Genomic DNA, 16,455 nt, shown 5'->3' on the forward strand with positions numbered 1-16,455 from the left:
GCACCTGTTAAACAACAAGGTCAGCGTGGTTATTTTGTATAACGTCAATGACGTAGGAGCACCGTGAGCAATTCCTTAACCGCTTTTTGCCGACGAATCGGCCACACCTTTGGCGACCCAACGCTACTGGAACTGGCCATGACCCATCGCAGCTATGGTGGTCGCAACAATGAGCGCCTGGAATTTCTGGGTGACTCTATCGTCAACTTTATCATTGCCGAAGCGCTGTTTCAGCGCTTCCCTCAGGCGCGTGAAGGCCAGCTTTCTCGCCTGCGCGCGCGCCTGGTCAAGGGCCAGACCCTGGCCGAGCTGGCTCGTGAAATGTCGTTTGGCGAGTGCCTGCGGCTTGGCTCGGGAGAGATGAAAAGCGGTGGTCATCGCCGTGAATCCATTCTAGCCGATGCCGTGGAGGCCGTGATCGGGGCCATCTACCTGGATGCAGGCATGGACGCCGTGCGTGACCGGGTACTGGCCTGGTATGCTGACAGGCTGGACAATATCTCTCTCCAGGACACGCAAAAGGACCCCAAGACACGTTTGCAGGAGTTCCTGCAGTCACGCCAGGCAGCGTTGCCGCGCTACGAAGTGGTCTCGGTCAAGGGTGAGGCGCATGCCCAGACGTTTACCGTGGAGTGTTACATCGATCTATTGAACGAGCATACCACGGGCAAAGGCCCTAGCCGCCGGCATGCCGAGCAGCAGGCGGCGGAAGAAGCCCTGTCCTATCTTGAACAACCCTCCGGAGACAAATCATGAGCCAAACCTGCGGATTCGTGGCCATCGTTGGCCGTCCCAACGTAGGCAAATCAACCCTCATGAACCGGATTCTGGGGCAAAAGATCTCGATTACCTCCCGGCGGCCGCAAACCACTCGCCATCAGGTGATGGGCATCAAGACCGTTGATGAGACACAGTTCATCTATGTAGACACCCCGGGCATGCACATCATGTCCAAGGACCGCAACAAGGCGATCAACCGGTTCATGAACCAGGCGGCCACGCAGGCGCTGCGCGACGTGGATTGTGTCGTCTTCATCATCGATCGCACACGCTGGACCGATGAAGACCAGGCGGTGCTCAAGCGTCTGGAGCATGTCACGGCGCCGGTGATTCTGGCAGTGAACAAGGTCGACCGCCTGCAGGACAAGGCCGACCTGCTGCCCTGGTTGGCAGAGGTGGGTGCACGGCGTGAGTTTGCTGCCGTGATCCCCATTTCAGCGAAGCACGGCACCCAGGTAGAAGCGCTGGAAGATGAGGTGGCCAAGCATCTGCCAGAGAGCATTCACTTCTTTCCGGAAGACCAGATCACCGACAAGAGTCTGCGCTTCATGGCCGCCGAGCTGGTGCGTGAAAAGGTCATGCGTCAGTTGGGCGATGAGCTGCCCTATCAGATGACCGTCGAAATCGAGGAGTTCCGCGAGACCGAGCGGGTGACCCATATCAGCGCGTTGATTTTGGTGGAGCGTCAGGGCCAGAAAGTGATTCTGATCGGTGAAAATGGCGATCGGATCAAGAGTATCGGCCGAGAGGCGCGGCTGGACATGGAGCGTGCCCTGGGCACCAAGGTCATGCTCAACCTGTGGGTCAAGGTCAAGCGGGGCTGGTCTGACGATGAGCGTGCCTTGAAGAGCCTGGGTTACGACCTGGATTGAGCGCGGCCATGACCCCCGAGCCTGCCTTTCTGCTGCACCGTAAGGCGTATCGGGAAACCAGCGCGCTGGTCGACCTGTTGACACTCAACCACGGGCGCATCCGCGCGGTGGCTCAGGGTGGGCAGCGCCCCGGTTCGAAGTCGCGCCAGCGTTTGCAGCCCTTTACGCCGCTGTTCATCGCCTGGCGCGGCGAGCGCGAGCTGAAGCGCCTGACCCTGATGGAGTCCCGGGGGCAGACCGCCCTGTTGGCGGGAGAAGGGCTGTTGTGTGGCCTGTATGCCAATGAGATTGCCACCCGTTTGCTGCCGCTGGAACTGGCATCCGCGAATGTGTTTGCCTTTTACAGCGTGCTGCTGGAGGCCCTTCCGGTGCCCGCCGAGCGCGGGTTGGCGCTGAGACGCTATGAGTGGGCGTTACTGGAAGCCCTGGAAGCCACGCCGCGCTTCTGCACGCCTCAAGGCGCTCCTCTGGACCCCCATGGCCGCTATCGGTTCGACGCTGTCAGCCGTGGCTTCCTGCCCGCCGAACGAGGGATCGACGGTCGTACCTTACGCTATATCGAGCAGGGCGACTGGGAATCAGAGAGTCTGGCCAGTGCCTTGAAAGCGCTCATGCGAGCAGCGCTGGCGCCCCACCTGGGGGCGGTGGCGCTACGCTCGCGCGAGCTGATGATGGATTTGGCCCGCCGTCGTCAGCGCTAGGCGGGCCTCTCTCATACAAGCAATTCTCAGACAAGCAGTTCTCAGACAAGCAATGATGGCCTCGGTGTGCCATCCAATGGAGAGTCACGATGCATCCTCCCCGTATTTTACTGGGCGTCAACATCGATCACGTCGCTACCCTGCGCCAGGCACGGGGCACTCGTTACCCGGACCCCGTTCAGGCAGCACTGCTGGCCGAAGAGGCCGGTGCCGATGGCATTACGGTTCATCTGCGTGAAGACCGCCGCCATATTCAGCCCCGCGATGTGCGCCTGCTGGCCGAGATGCTCAACACGCGCATGAATCTCGAAATGGCCGTGACCGGCGAGATGCTGGCTTTGGCCGAGGAAGTGCGGCCCGCCCACGTCTGTTTAGTGCCCGAAAAGCGCGAAGAGCTGACCACGGAAGGTGGCCTGGATGTGGTAGGCGGGTTCGAGCAGATTGCCGCTGCCTGCCAGCGTCTGGCAGCCGTGGGCTGTGACGTATCGCTGTTCATCGACCCCGATGTAGCCCAGATCGATGCGGCCAAGCGTGCTGGAGCGCCCACCATCGAGCTGCATACCGGTGCCTATGCCGAAGCTCGGCCGGGTAGCGAGACAGCCAACGCCGAGTATGACCGCCTGAGCGCGGCAGCGGTCCATGCCGTCTCCCTTGGGCTGGTGGTCAATGCCGGGCATGGGCTGCACTACCACAACGTGGAAGCCATTGCTGCCTTGCCCGGTGTCAACGAGCTGAACATCGGTCACGCGATCATTGCGCGCGCCCTCTTTGTGGGCCTGAAAGAGGCCGTTCAGGAAATGAAGCGGCTGATAATTGCTGGCCAGGAGGCGGGCCTGATGGCCGCGCTGGATGCCCATGAACACGAGCATGCGCATGACGAGCATGATGGCCATCACGGCTGCTGCGGGCATTGAATGATCGTTGGCATTGGCTCTGATATAGCCCGCGTTGCTCGGTTTCGTCAGGCCCTGGAGCGCCACGGCGAGCGTTTTGCCGAGCGCATCCTGGGCCAGCAGGAGCAACAGGTGTGGCGGGCCAAAGGCTGCCCGGTGGCTTATCTGGCCAAGCGCTTTGCGGCCAAGGAAGCCTTCGTGAAAGCCTTGGGCCTTGGCTTGCGCCAGGGCATGCAGTGGGGAGACATCCAGGTGCTTAACGACGCGCTGGGCAAGCCCGGATTACACCTGCATGGTGAGGCCCAGCGGCTCTTCGCAGCCAGCGGCGCCGCCACGGCGCACATTACCCTCAGTGACGAAGCCGAGTATGCCGTGGCGTTCGTGGTGCTGGAGCGCTGATCGCCCCAATCACATGCCGTTTCTCCTTGTTTACTCCAGTAAGCCATCGCGGTATTGGGCAAGTCGCGTCATGGCGGCGTAAAGCTCCTCCAGCAGCGTGTCGACATGGCGTAGCCCGCTGGTGCGTAGCCGAGTTTCCAGGGTTTCCACCAGCAGGGCCAGCTCTGGTGCACCGCAGTAGCGGCTGGCCCCGTTCAGCCCGTGCACCCAGTCCAGCAGTTCGTTCAGTTCGTCTGCCTGGAAAGCCTTGCGCATTTGTCGTTCGTGCTCTTCCAGGCTGTCGATCAGCCTGACCAACTGCTGTTTGGCCAATGATGTCTTGCCACCTGCCAAGCGCGTCCCCAGGGTGAGATCTACGGCAGGCAGGGCGCTGGGCAATGCCATGGGTTCTGCCAAGGGTTCTGGTGTGGCCGGTGGGGTATCTGCCTCAGTAGAAGTTGGCGTGATGTCTTGATGCCCCGGGGCGGGCGTAATACCCAGAAACCGCTGCATGAGCTGCTGCAACTGTACGTCATTGATGGGTTTGATCAACACATCGTCCAGCCCTTCACTCAGCCACTGCTGGCGTTCGTTATTCAGTACGTGGGCGGTGACCGCGATGATGGGGCAGCGTGCCCAGCTGCCGTTGACGCGACGCAGCGCTTTGGTGGTTTCGATGCCGTTCATGTCGGGCATGCGAATATCCATCAGTACCATGTCGGCGGTATGCTGGCGCGCGAACTCCAATGCTTCTCTGCCGCTGGCAGCCAAGACGATGCGCAGCGTGCTGCTCTCCAGCATGGCCTTGAGCAGCTCACGGTTGGCAGTGTTGTCGTCAACGATCAGCAGCGTCAAAGGGGCGCCTTGGGCAGGCTTGTTGGCAAGCTCCAGGGGGTTTGGCTCCTGACCCGCTGGCAGTACCGTGGGCTGCAGCAAGCGTCGTACCATCGTGACCAGTTGGGCGCGGGTGAAGGGCTTGCAGAGCAGGTCACCGCCATGGGGAAGGTCCCAGTGGGGCAGATCAAAGCTGGTGGTGTTGGCCAGAATGATGACTGGGCAGGGGGTCTGGGCAATGATGTTCTGCCAATAGCCCTTACGTTCGCCGTCAAAATCATCGTGTTCGAGGCTGATCATCAGCAGTGCCTCATTGCCGGCATCGATGAACGATACAGGGCGAGCGCCCCAGCGTTCCAGCAAGTGTTCCAGCACGTTTCGAGTGGGCAAGTGAGGTTCGTGTAAGCGCACGATCGGATTGTCCAGCACGAGTTCTGGAGGGCGCTCGTCTGCCTGATGGGCGAGCAGGGGGAGCGTAAACGAAAAAGTCGACCCTCTGCCCAACTCGCTTTCGACACCAATCTCGCCGCCCATGCGTTGAATCAGTTGGCGGCAGATCGACAGGCCCAGACCGCTACCTCCAAACTGTCGGGAGTGGCTGGGCTCTGCCTGAGAGAAGGCGCTGAACAGCTGCTGCTGGTGTTCGTCGCTCAATCCAATACCGGTATCACTGACGCTGATGTGCAGGACGACGTGCTGACCCTCCTGGTTGTCCAGCATGACGCGCACGATCACATCGCCCTCATTGGTGAATTTGAGGGCATTGCCAAGCAGGTTGTTCAGCACCTGATGGATGCGTAGCGGGTCACCGCATAGCGGGGTCGGCACGTCGTCATACACCATGGCGACCAGGTTGAGCTGCTTGCGCTGCGCTTCTGGGGCATGCAGGCCAATCACTTCATCGACCAGCGCCACGATATCCACGTCCACTTCTTCCAGTGTCAGGCGGTCTGCTTCCAGTTTCGAGAAATCCAGCACGTCGTTGACCAGCATCAGCAGGTTGTCACAGGCCCGGCGCACATGGTCCAGCCACTCCTTTTGGCGGCTGTCGAGCGACGAGCGGCCCAGCAGCCGACAGAAACCGATGATGCCATTGAGCGGTGTACGTATCTCATGGCTCATGTTGGCCAGAAATTCAGACTTCACGGCGTTGGCTCTCAGCGCGCTGCGGTGTGCCAGATCAAGCTTGATGTTCTGCTCTTCGATGGTCTCCATGGATTCCTGGAGTTCACTGGTGGCTTGCTCGATCTGGCTCTGCATGTTGCGCCGGGCGTGCTGGAAATACTCCGCCAGCCGATTGATATGCTGGGCCAGTTGACGCAGCTCGATGGGGTTGGCAGGAGTGATCTGCAGTCGGTCATCGCCTCTCGACAGTCGGTAAAGTGCCTGGCTGGCTTCTTCGATGGGGCGGGTGACATAGCGGCTGATGGCAAAGGCGATCAGAAACAGCAACAGGCCCAGCAGCATGCCGCCCAGGCTGAGGCTGGCAATCAGCTTGTAGCGCTCCAGCACCAGCGTGCGGATATCCATCTCGGCTTCCAGCCAGCCATTGTTCGTGCGCCCACGACCGCTCAGTGACTCGCTGGTCAGCGGTACCTGAACGCGCCACAGATCGTCTTCCATGGCGATGGTCGTCGTTTCCGGGGCGTGCAGTCGAGCCGGGGGTGGCAGCGAGGTACCCATCACCAGCAGGCGATTGCCTTGTTCATCGAAGAGGGTGACGGCTCGTAGGTGGCGCTGTTCGAGCAGTTTTCCCGCGAGGCTCTCCAGGCGTTGCGAGTCGCCATCGGCCATGGCCTCTCCCAGGCTAGGGGCTAGCAGCTCTGCGGTACTGACCAACCTCTCCTCGAGCACTGCGCGGCCCGTGGCGTCGGCGTGAAAGACGAACAGAAACGCCATCATGGCATACACCAACAGTGGAAAACCCAGCAGGGCAAACAGCAGGCGCGTGTTTAAAGACATGAAAGAAGCTCATCGAATCCAGAAGGTTGCCTGTCCAGGCATGGGCAGCACCGATATAATGCAGCATAACGGTTACGATAAGGAATGTGTGATGAATTATCCCACGCTTGAAGATGTGGTCGGCAATACACCGCTGGTACGTCTGAAAAGAATCACGGCAGGCCGCAACAACACGCTGCTGGCCAAGCTGGAGGGCAACAACCCGGCAGGCTCGGTCAAGGACCGCCCGGCGCTGTCGATGCTCAGCGAAGCAGAAGCCCGTGGTGACATTCGACCTGGCGATACGCTGATCGAGGCGACCTCGGGCAATACCGGCATTGCGCTGGCCATGGCGGCCGCCATCAAGGGTTACAAGATGGTGCTGGTCATGCCTGAAAATGCTTCCGCCGAGCGCAAGCAAGCCATGGCGGCCTATGGCGCCAGGCTCATCTCGGCGAGCAAGGAGGGAGGCATGGAAGAGGCACGCGATATCGCCGACGCCATGATTGCCCGGGGCGAGGGCAAGCCGCTCAACCAGTTTGCCAACCCGGACAACCCGCTGGCGCATTATCGCACCACCGGCCCGGAGGTATGGCGGCAAACCGACGGTGAGATCACACACTTCGTCAGCTCCATGGGTACCACCGGTACTATCATGGGCGTGTCGCGGTATCTCAAGGAGCAGAACCCGGCCGTGCAGATCGTCGGGCTGCAGCCGGCCGATGGCGCCAGTATTCCCGGCATTCGCCGCTGGCCCCAGGAGTACCTGCCCGCCATCTTCGAAGCGCCGAGGGTCGACATCACGCTGGACATTGCCCAGCAGGAAGCCGAAGAGCACATGCGTCGCCTGGCCCGGGAAGAGGGTATTCTGGCAGGGGTTTCATCCGGCGGCAGCCTGGCAGGTGCGCTGCGCATCGCCGAACAAACCGAAAACGCGGTCATCGTGTTCATCGTCTGTGACCGTGGTGATCGCTATCTCTCCACGGGCTTGTTCGCCCCGGAGGTATGAATGGCGATGTTGGGTAAGCGGCGGCCCCCACGCCCCGCATCGGGCCATTCGGGCCTGGCACGCGCGCCAGGGCGAGCTGTGAAAAACCAGGCTGACGGCCTCAGTGATGCGCCGCTGGTCGTCGAGCGGCTGGCCCATGATGGCCGCGGGGTGGCCCACAACGCTGCCGGGAAGACCGTGTTCATCGACCGGGTGCTGCCCGGCGAGGAAGTGGAGGTCGCAGTCCATGTGACCCGCAAACGCTTTGATGAGGCGCATGTCAAAACTCTGCTGACTCCCTCGCCCCTGCGCGTGACGCCGACCTGTGACCACTTTGGCCAGTGTGGAGGGTGCGATTTGCAGCATATGGCGCTCGACACCCAGCGCCACCACAAACGTGAGGTGGTCGCTGAGCTGCTGGCACGGCAGGGCCTGGCCCATGGTGCCATCGGCTTGCTCCACGGGCAGACCACGGCGTATCGCCGCAGGGCGAGGCTGGGCGTCAAGGTGGATAGCCAGGGCAAGGTGCACCTGGGGTTTCGCGCCGCCAGTACGAATCGGCTGGTAGATATTGACACCTGCCCAGTGCTGGTGCCTGCCCTGCAGGCGCTCATTGCCCCTCTGCGAGCGCTGTTGGCGAGCCTGGAAGCGCCGCGCTCGGTCGGCCACCTCGAACTGCTGGCGACCCCGGATGCGACGGTCGTGCTGGTGCGTCAGTTGAAGGCACAGCCTGACGATGAGCTGCGCTGGCAGCGTTTCGCTGAGCAGCACCAGGTACATGTCGGTGCCTGGCTGGGGCGCGAAGCGCCCCAGCTGCACTGGTATGGTGCGCCACCTTTGCTGAGAGAGCGCTTTGACATGCAGGCGCTGGGCATCGACGCCAGTACACTGCCATCAAACCTGTCGCTTGACTTTGCGCCGGGAGATTTTTTGCAGGTCAATGCCGAGGTGAACCAGCAGATGGTGGCACAAGTGGTAGGCTGGTTGGCGCCCAAGCCCGGCATGGTGCTGCTGGACCTGTTTGCCGGCATCGGCAATTTCAGCCTGCCGTTGGCCGCTGCAGGCGCCCGAGTTCATGCGGTCGAAGGCAGCCAAGGCATGGTCGAGCGGCTGCGGGCCAATGCCCATAACGCCCGCGATGCTGATGCAGTCCTGGCGGTCAGCGCGGAACAAGCGGATCTCAGCAATGCCGAGGCCGTGGCCAAGGTGCTGCGGCAGCACCCCGTGGATGCACTGGTGCTGGACCCGCCGCGCAGCGGTGCCGAGGCGGTGTGTCAGGCGCTGGGCCGCCATCGCATTGCCCGGGTCGCGTATGTCTCCTGCGACCCGGCAACCCTGGCCCGCGATGCGGCACATCTTGTGCATGCAGGGTATGCTATCAAGCACGTTGTCGTGGCCGACATGTTCGTACATACGGCGCACATGGAAACGCTGATGCTGTTTGAATATACGGGCTAGCGTGCCATTTGCAGCAAGCCGCCACCCAAAAGGATGAGTCATTGTCATGGTGAAAGTGCGTGAAGACCAGCCGCTGACAGAAAGCGGAAAGGTGGACATACAACAATGGTTAACGCGCCTTCAGGAAGATGTGCGCCTGCGTGAGCCCGAGCGCCTGCTTCAGGCCTGCGAGCTGGCCGACCAGTTGGAGCGAGAAGCCCCCCGCACCCATCGTGTGTGGCTGTCGCCTGGTTCCAGTTTTCGCATGGGCCTGGAAATGGCCGATATTCTGGCGGACCTCAAGCTCGACCAGGCCACGCTGGAAGCCGCCGTGCTGTATCGCGCCGTGCGCGAAGGGTTGCTGAGCCTCGACGGGGTGACCAAGCGCTTTGGCGATGAAGTGGCGAAGCTGATTGATGGCGTACTACAGATGGCGGCCATCAGCTACCCCTTGGCACCCAACCATGGCATGAGCCAGCATAACCAGCAGGAAAACCTGCGCAAAATGCTGGTCAATATGGTGGGGGATGTACGGGTCGCGTTGATCAAGATTGCCGAGCGCACCTGCGCGCTGCGTCAGGTCAAGGACGCCCCCCGGGAAAAATGCCTTCAGGTGGCCAGGGAAGTGGCCGATATCTACGCGCCGCTGGCCCACCGCTTGGGCATTGGCCAGATCAAGTGGGAGCTGGAAGATCTTTCGTTCCGCTACCTGCATGAGGACGAGTACAAGGCGATTGCCAAGCTGCTGGCAGAGAAGCGCCTGGACCGCGACCGCTATATTCACGATGTGGTCGAAACCCTCAAGACCCTCATGGAAGCCCAGCATATCCATCGTTACGATGTCAGTGGCCGGGCAAAGCATATCTACTCCATCTGGCGCAAGATGAAGCGCAAGCGGATCGATTTTTCCCAGGTCCACGACGTGCGCGCCGTGCGCATTCTGGTTCCCGAAGTCACCGACTGCTACACCGTGCTGGGTATCGTCCACTCCCGCTGGCACCACGTGCCCAACGAGTTCGATGACTACATCGCCAACCCCAAGAAAAACGGTTATCAGTCGCTGCACACTGCGGTCATGGGGCCGGAAAACAAGGTGCTGGAAATTCAGATCCGCACCTTCGGTATGCACGATGAGGCCGAGCTTGGAGTGTGTGCCCACTGGCGTTACAAGGGCCACGATACCAATGCCAAGAGTCGCAGCTACGAAGAAAAGATCGCCTGGCTGCGGCAGGTGCTGGAGTGGCAGGACGAAGTGGGCGGCTTTGGAGACCTGCGCGAAGGGCTCTCCAGCGACGTGGCGCCGGACCGAATCTATGTTTTCACCCCTGACGGCCACGTGATCGACCTGCCCCGCATCGCTACCCCCATCGACTTTGCCTATCGGGTACATACCGAAATAGGCCATCGCTGCCGAGGTGCCAAGGTCAATGGGCGTATCGTGCCCCTGACCTACAAGCTCAAGACTGGCCAGCAGATCGAGATTCTCACCGCGACCAAGGGTGGCCCCAGCCGCGACTGGCTCAACCCCAGCCTGGGCTACGTACGCACCTCGCGGGCGCGGGCCAAGATCCAGGCGTGGTTCAAGCATCAGGCCCGGGATCAGAACCTGGACGAAGGGCGTACGCTCTTCGAGCGTGAAATGCGTCGCCTGGATGTGGAAGGGCTCGACCTGCCAAAACTGGCCAAGGCGGTCAATTACCAGAACGCTGACGACATGTACGCCGCGCTGGGCGCCGGTGACCTGCGGATAGGCCAGGTACTGCATCAGGCGCAGCAGCTGTTTGGCGAGACCGATGACCAGGAGCAGTTGGACCGACTGCTGGCCAAGCCGCGTCGCCAGCCTAGCAAGGCCACCAAAAGCGACATTACCGTGCTGGGCGTGGGCAACTTGAAGACCAGCATGGCCAACTGCTGCCGACCGGTGCCCGGCGAGCCGATTGTCGGCTTCATCACGCAAGGGCGCGGGGTCACCGTGCACCGTCAGGATTGCACCAATATTCTCCAATTGCGCATGGAGGAGCCTCAGCGCATTATCGAAGTGGAGTGGGGCGAGCGCGCCCATACCCGCTACCCGGTGACCATCGAGATTCAGGCCTGGGACCGTTCGGGTTTGCTGCGCGATGTCACGGGCCTGCTGGGCAATGAAAAGGTCAATGTGCTGGCGGTCAACACGCTGACCGATACCGACGAGGGCATTGCCCGCCTGCGCATCACCCTGGAGGTGGATGGCCTGGAGTCCCTGGGACGGCTGTTCTCGCGTATTCAGCAGTTGCCCAACGTGACCGAGGTTCGCCGCCTGCGTAACGCCGACCCCGAAAAAAGTGCCCGTAAAGGAGGGGTCTGATGCGCTACCGCCTGGAAGACCTGTTGACGCTGATGGCCGTGCTGCGTGACCCGCAGCAGGGCTGCCCGTGGGACGTCAAGCAGCACTGGGACACCATCGTGCCGCATACCCTGGAAGAAGCCTACGAAGTTGCCGATGCCATCGAGCGGCGTGCCTTCGATGAGCTGCCCGGAGAGCTGGGTGACCTGCTGTTTCAAGTGGTCTATTACGCCCAGTTCGCCGCCGAGGAGCAGCGCTTCGATTTCCACGATATCGTCCACACGTTGACGGAAAAGATGCTGCGTCGCCATCCGCATGTGTTTCCAGAGGGGACGCTGGCGTCTCGCCGCCCGCCTGGCATGAGCGCAGACGCCGTCAAAACCCAGCAGGTCAACAGCCGCTGGGAAGCGCTCAAGGCCGAAGAGCGCGCGCAGCGCAGCGTCGAAGAGGTATCGGTGCTCGACGATGTACCGCGTAACCTGCCTGCGCTGAGCAGGGCGACCAAACTCTCCAAGCGTGCCGCCCGAGTGGGTTTCGACTGGCCCGATGCCCGCGGCGTACTGGACAAGATTCGTGAAGAGCTGGCAGAGGTCGAAGAGGCGCTGGCCGCCGGCGACCGCCAGCATGCGCAGGAAGAAGTGGGTGACCTGCTGTTTGCGGTCACCAACCTGGCGCGTACTCTGGGGGCCGACCCGGAGCAGTGCCTGCGCCAGACCAACAGCAAATTCGAGCGCCGCTTTCGCCATGTCGAAAGCGCACTTGCCAGTGCCGAGCGACCGCTGGGTCAGGCGACCCTGGAAGAAATGGAACACCACTGGCAAGCCGCGAAAGCCCAGGAACAACGCTAATATCTCATAATATCAACGCGACCCCGCAAGGAGGCCCCGCCAATGAGCCATGATCTACACGAGTCGCTGCGCGATAATGTCCGTATTCTGGGTGACAGTCTGGGGCGTACCATCGCCGACGATCTGGGCCAGTCGTTCGTCGACAAGATTGAAACCATTCGTGCCCATGCCAAGCGGGGTCGCCAGGGCGACACCCTTCAACAGCGGCAGTTGATCGAGTATCTGCGCCAGCTTCCCGAGCGCGACCTGCTGCCGGTCACCCGTGCCTTCAACCAGTTCCTGAACCTCGCCAACATCGCCGAGCAGCATTACCGCGCCCGGTTTCGTCGCGTGGAGGATTACAAGCCGGGCACCCAGCCGGTGCTGGGCGAGCTGCTCGGTCGCGCCCAGCAGGCGGGCAATTCCCCCCGCAAGCTGGTCGAAACCCTGGCTAACATGCGCGTGGAGCTGGTGCTCACTGCCCACCCCACCGAAGTCATTCGCCGCACCCTGATTCAGAAGTATGACGCCATCGACGAGTGCCTGACTGCCATTGAAAGCTCCGAGGATTACCCGGAGCGTGGCGCCCGCGCTCAGGGGCGGCTGGAAGAGCTGATCAGCCAGGCCTGGCACACCGACGAGATTCGCCACGAACGTCCCACCCCGGTGGATGAGGCCAAGTGGGGCTTTGCGGTCATCGAGAACTCCCTGTGGCAGGCGGTGCCCGATTTTCACCGCGACCTGGATAGCCTGTTGCTGGAAACGGCAGGCGAGCGCCTGCCGCTGGACGCGGCGCCCATTCGCTACGCCTCATGGATGGGGGGCGATCGCGACGGCAACCCCAATGTCACGGCGAAGGTGACCCAGGAAGTCCTGCTGCTGGGGCGCTGGATGGCGGCAGACCTCTATCTGCGCGATCTGGAGCAGTTGAAGACCGAGCTTTCCATGTGGAAGGCCAACAGCGCCTTGAAGGCCGAAGTGGGCGATGTCGCCGAGCCTTACCGGGAGCTGCTCAAGCGTCTGTTGACGAAGATGGAAGCTACCCGTGACTGGGCCAAGGCACAGCTGGAGGGGCGCAACTACGATGGCGGGCCCATCATCGAAACCCGTGATCAGCTGTATGCGCCGCTGCTGGCCTGCTATCGCTCGCTGTGCGATGTGGGTCTGGACACTATCGCCAACGGCGCGCTGCTGGATACGCTGCGACGGGTCGCCGTGTTCGGCGTTACCCTGACCAAGCTGGACCTGCGCCAGGAAGCGGGCCGCCATGCCCAGGTCATGGAAGAACTCACCAGCGCCCTGGGCCTTGGTCATTATCAGGAGTGGAGCGAGCCCCAGCGCCAGGAGTTCCTGCTTTCCGAGCTGGCCTCGCGCCGTCCATTGATCCCGCGGCGCTGGGAGTGTTCCGCCGAGTCACGAGAAGTACTGGATACGTTCAAGGTGATTGCCCAGGAGCATGCCGAAGCGCTGGGCACCTATATCATCTCCATGGCAGGCGAGCCTTCCGATGTACTGACCGTGGCGCTGCTCATGAAAGAGGTGGGCGGCCAGGTGACGCTGCCCATCGCGCCGCTGTTCGAGACGCTCAACGACCTGGACCACGCCGGTGCTGTCATCGATCAGCTGCTGTCGCTGCCGGGATACCGAGCGCTTACTCAGGACCGTCAGGAAGTCATGATCGGTTACTCCGACTCTGCCAAGGATGCCGGACAACTGGCGGCGGCCTGGGCGCAGTACCGCGCCCAGGAAGCGCTGGTCAACGTGTGCGAGAAGCACGGCGTGGATTTGACACTGTTCCATGGTCGAGGCGGTACGGTAGGCCGTGGTGGTGGCCCGGCCCATGCGGCGATTCTCTCTCAGCCGCCGGGGTCGGTGAACGGCAGCCTGCGGGTAACCGAGCAGGGAGAGATGATTCGCTTCAAGTTCGGCCAGCCGGACATTGCGCTGCGCTCCATGGAGATCTACGCCTGCGCGGTGCTGGAAGCCACGCTGCTCCCACCGCCTGCACCAGAGCCCCACTGGCGCGAAGAGATGGACCAGCTGGCCAGGGTTGCCCACGCGGCTTACGTGGGTGTGGTGCGTGAAGACCCGGATTTCGTCCCCTATTTCCGCGCGGTGACGCCCGAGGGCGCGCTGGGCAGGCTGCCCTTGGGTTCGCGGCCCGCCAAGCGTCGCCAGGATGGCGGCGTGGAAACGCTGCGGGCCATTCCCTGGATCTTTGCCTGGACGCAGATTCGCCTGATGCTGCCCGCCTGGCTGGGCAGCGGTGAGGCCTTTGCCCGACGCCTGGAGGAGCCGGGCGGCCTGGAAGTGCTGCAGGAGATGCGCACGCAGTGGCCATTCTTTGGCACCTATCTGGACATGCTGGAGATGTTGCTGGCCAAGGCCGATGTGGCCATTGCGGCTTATTACGAACATCGCCTGGTCGATGAGCCTGCGCTGAAGGCGTTGGGCAAGCAGCTGCGAGAGCGCTTTGCGCGGCTGGAGTTGGTGGTGCTGGACATTCTTCAGCAGGAGCGGCTGCTGGAGAATACGCCGCTGATACGCCAGGCCATCGATGTTCGCAACCCTTACATCGACCCGCTCCATGGCCTGCAAGCCGAGCTGCTGCAGCGTAACCGGGATGCTGACGGCGCCATTAGCGCCGATCTCTCACGGGCGCTGATGGTCACCATGGCAGGCATCGCTGCCGGGCTGCGCAATACCGGCTAGTCGCACCGTGGACCAGCGCCGTCACTCCTCGGGTGGCGGCGCTTTTGTTTATCGAACATCGCGAAAAACCTCGTACTTCTAGTGCGAGGATGGATAGCGAGGGGCGCGAGAGCGCCCCTAGTCCGGCCTCGATTGTTGCTCAATATACTGCTTGACCATGCTCAGGGGGGCGCCTCCGACACTTCCCGCAAAGTAGCTTGGACTCCACAGCGAGTTCTTCCGGTAGGCGGGCTGCACCAGTTCAGGGTGTAGTAACTTCATCCGCCGGCTGGATACCCCCTTCAAACTATTCACCAGCCTGGATACCGCCACTTTGGGTGGAAAGTTGACAAGCAAATGGACGTGATCGGTTTCACCGTTGAACTCCTGTAGCTCCGCCTCGAAGTCCCGACACACTCGGTCGAAAAGCAATTCGAGGGAGTTGAGATGCGCGCCGGTGAACACCTTGCCCCGATACCTGGTGACAAATACCAAATGGGCATGGAGTTTAAAAACGCAGTGTCTTCCTGTTCTGATAGCTTGTTTGGTTTCCATAGACCAAGTATATTCGAAGCCATGAAGCAGACCAAGACCCTCAAGGTTCGAGTGAAGGACAAATACGCCGCCGAGCTTAACCGCATGGCCCGCAGCGTGAATTTTGTTTGGAACTACCTCAACGAACTGTCTTCCCGAGCCATTCGGGAGAAAGGTCTGTTTCTGTCTGCCTACGACATGCACCCCTATACCAAGGGTGCCGGCAAGGACCTCGGCCTGCACAGCCAAACGCTGCAATGCATCGCTGCTGAATACGTTGCCCGCCGCAAGCAGTTCAAAAAGCCCCGCTTGAATTGGCGCAAGTCCGGCGGTGTACGCCGCTCACTTGGCTGGATTCCGGTCAATACCGGCGCGGCCAAGTGGAAGAACGGGCAGGTATTTCACAACGGCACCTACTTCAAGGTGTGGGATAGCTACGGCCTGTCGACATACAAGTTCCGTGCCGGCAGTTTCAACGAAGATAGCCGGGGCCGGTGGTATTTCAATGTTGCGGTCGAGGTGGACGTGCAGCCGACGCTTGGGCAGGGCGCCGTTGGCATCGACCTTGGGCTCAAGGATGTGGCCACCTGTAGCGATGGAGGAAGGCTGGAAAACAGCCGCTTCTACCGCCGTATGGAAGACCAGTTGGCGACAGCCCAACGTGCCCGCAACAAGCGGCGGGTAAAAGCTATTCACGCCAAGATCAAGAACCGTCGCCAGGACGCGCAGCACAAGTTTTCCCGGAAACTCGTCAACCAGTACGGCGAAATCGTCGTGGGCGATGTTTCCTCAACCAGGCTCGCGAAGACCAGGATGGCCAAAAGCGTCTACGACGCTGGCTGGTCACAACTGAAAACGATGCTGGAATATAAATGCGCTCACGCAGGCATCGTCTTCAAGGTCGTTCGCGAAACCAACACCACCCGCGCCTGTTCGTCGTGCGGCTCGCTTAGCGGGCCGCAGGGCGTCAACGGGTTGCGAGTAAGGGTCTGGGAGTGCGTGGAGTGTGGTGTACTCCACGACCGGGACGTGAATGCGGCCCGGAATATCCTCAGCCTCGGGGCAGGACGTTGCCCTCAAGAAGTTGGAATCCCCGTCCTTTAGGGCGGGGAGGACGTCAACGACGCACTCCAGGGGAGGTGCACCATGCGCGCAGATGCGCAGGCCGTGATGGTCTTCTGGTTTCAAACGCTGGAGCCTGTTCTCTCCACGCCGGAAGAAGTCGCCTTCCTCCAGCAGCCGGGCTCCTCTTTTTA

The 16,455-nt window shown here is 61.5% G+C and carries 13 protein-coding genes; 11 read left to right on the forward strand and 2 right to left on the reverse strand.

Translation table 11 applies throughout. The features are described from left to right. The first annotated feature begins 63 nt into the window (after positions 1–63). The 5 genes from rnc (at position 64) to acpS (ending at position 3,645) form a co-directional block, all read left to right on the forward strand. The gene (rnc, locus tag KVY02_RS07170; RefSeq protein ID WP_026001664.1) at positions 64–756 is read left to right on the forward strand and encodes a ribonuclease III; all 693 of its coding nucleotides are present in this window, start codon (positions 64–66) and stop codon (positions 754–756) included. After that, positions 753–1,652: a GTPase Era gene (gene era / locus KVY02_RS07175; protein WP_016913589.1), complete on the forward strand. Its 900-nt coding sequence runs from the start codon at positions 753–755 to the stop codon at positions 1,650–1,652. Before rnc ends, era begins: the two co-directional genes overlap by 4 nt. An 8-nt stretch (positions 1,653–1,660) precedes the next feature. Continuing rightward, positions 1,661–2,353: a DNA repair protein RecO gene (gene recO, locus KVY02_RS07180; RefSeq protein ID WP_100731846.1), complete on the forward strand. Its 693-nt coding sequence runs from the start codon at positions 1,661–1,663 to the stop codon at positions 2,351–2,353. Between the two features lie 89 nt (positions 2,354–2,442). After that, the gene (gene pdxJ / locus KVY02_RS07185; protein WP_218314852.1) at positions 2,443–3,267 is read left to right on the forward strand and encodes a pyridoxine 5'-phosphate synthase; all 825 of its coding nucleotides are present in this window, start codon (positions 2,443–2,445) and stop codon (positions 3,265–3,267) included. Next, the gene (acpS, locus tag KVY02_RS07190) at positions 3,268–3,645 is read left to right on the forward strand and encodes a holo-ACP synthase (protein WP_039177167.1); all 378 of its coding nucleotides are present in this window, start codon (positions 3,268–3,270) and stop codon (positions 3,643–3,645) included. A gap of 30 nt (positions 3,646–3,675) precedes the next feature. Here the strand turns inward: acpS and KVY02_RS07195 are convergent, their stop codons facing one another. Beyond that, the gene (locus KVY02_RS07195; protein WP_218314853.1) at positions 3,676–6,420 is read right to left on the reverse strand and encodes an ATP-binding protein; all 2,745 of its coding nucleotides are present in this window, start codon (positions 6,418–6,420) and stop codon (positions 3,676–3,678) included. Between the two features lie 91 nt (positions 6,421–6,511). Between KVY02_RS07195 and cysM the strand changes: the two genes are divergently transcribed. Genes cysM through ppc form a run of 5 tightly spaced genes read left to right on the forward strand, consistent with a single transcriptional unit; the run spans position 6,512 to position 14,686 of the window. Beyond that, a complete protein-coding gene (gene cysM, locus KVY02_RS07200) occupies positions 6,512–7,408 on the forward strand; it encodes a cysteine synthase CysM (RefSeq protein WP_218314854.1) in 897 nt (298 codons plus the stop codon). Continuing rightward, on the forward strand, positions 7,409–8,845 hold the full coding sequence (locus tag KVY02_RS07205) for a TRAM domain-containing protein (RefSeq protein WP_218314855.1): 1,437 nt from the start codon (positions 7,409–7,411) through the stop codon (positions 8,843–8,845). A 46-nt stretch (positions 8,846–8,891) separates the two neighbouring features. After that, positions 8,892–11,168: a GTP diphosphokinase gene (relA, locus tag KVY02_RS07210; protein WP_081194068.1), complete on the forward strand. Its 2,277-nt coding sequence runs from the start codon at positions 8,892–8,894 to the stop codon at positions 11,166–11,168. Continuing rightward, a complete protein-coding gene (gene mazG / locus KVY02_RS07215; protein WP_218314856.1) occupies positions 11,168–11,995 on the forward strand; it encodes a nucleoside triphosphate pyrophosphohydrolase in 828 nt (275 codons plus the stop codon). Before relA ends, mazG begins: the two co-directional genes overlap by 1 nt. Positions 11,996–12,037: 42 nt before the next feature. After that, complete coding sequence (gene ppc / locus KVY02_RS07220; RefSeq protein ID WP_218314857.1) at positions 12,038–14,686, forward strand: phosphoenolpyruvate carboxylase; 2,649 nt, start codon at positions 12,038–12,040, stop codon at positions 14,684–14,686. Positions 14,687–14,803: 117 nt separating this feature from the next. Here ppc and tnpA read toward each other — a convergent pair whose 3' ends face one another. Further along, a complete protein-coding gene (gene tnpA / locus KVY02_RS07225) occupies positions 14,804–15,220 on the reverse strand; it encodes an IS200/IS605 family transposase (protein ID WP_026001627.1) in 417 nt (138 codons plus the stop codon). Positions 15,221–15,241: 21 nt separating this feature from the next. Between tnpA and KVY02_RS18295 the strand changes: the two genes are divergently transcribed. After that, a complete protein-coding gene (locus KVY02_RS18295) occupies positions 15,242–16,303 on the forward strand; it encodes a transposase (protein ID WP_256357584.1) in 1,062 nt (353 codons plus the stop codon). Positions 16,304–16,455: the final 152 nt, after the last annotated feature.

This window comes from Halomonas sp. 18071143 (assembly GCF_019211725.1).
GTDB lineage: Bacteria > Pseudomonadota > Gammaproteobacteria > Pseudomonadales > Halomonadaceae > Vreelandella > Vreelandella stevensii.

Coding starts and splice junctions, on each gene's coding strand:
- era (WP_016913589.1), top strand. CDS start 753: ATGAGCCAAACCTGCGGATTCGTGGCCATCGTTGGCCGTCCCAACGTA.
- recO (WP_100731846.1), top strand. CDS start 1,661: ATGACCCCCGAGCCTGCCTTTCTGCTGCACCGTAAGGCGTATCGGGAA.
- pdxJ (WP_218314852.1), top strand. CDS start 2,443: ATGCATCCTCCCCGTATTTTACTGGGCGTCAACATCGATCACGTCGCT.
- acpS (WP_039177167.1), top strand. CDS start 3,268: ATGATCGTTGGCATTGGCTCTGATATAGCCCGCGTTGCTCGGTTTCGT.
- KVY02_RS07195 (WP_218314853.1), bottom strand. CDS start 6,420: ATGTCTTTAAACACGCGCCTGCTGTTTGCCCTGCTGGGTTTTCCACTG.
- cysM (WP_218314854.1), top strand. CDS start 6,512: ATGAATTATCCCACGCTTGAAGATGTGGTCGGCAATACACCGCTGGTA.
- KVY02_RS07205 (WP_218314855.1), top strand. CDS start 7,409: ATGGCGATGTTGGGTAAGCGGCGGCCCCCACGCCCCGCATCGGGCCAT.
- relA (WP_081194068.1), top strand. CDS start 8,892: ATGGTGAAAGTGCGTGAAGACCAGCCGCTGACAGAAAGCGGAAAGGTG.
- mazG (WP_218314856.1), top strand. CDS start 11,168: ATGCGCTACCGCCTGGAAGACCTGTTGACGCTGATGGCCGTGCTGCGT.
- ppc (WP_218314857.1), top strand. CDS start 12,038: ATGAGCCATGATCTACACGAGTCGCTGCGCGATAATGTCCGTATTCTG.
- tnpA (WP_026001627.1), bottom strand. CDS start 15,220: ATGGAAACCAAACAAGCTATCAGAACAGGAAGACACTGCGTTTTTAAA.
- KVY02_RS18295 (WP_256357584.1), top strand. CDS start 15,242: ATGAAGCAGACCAAGACCCTCAAGGTTCGAGTGAAGGACAAATACGCC.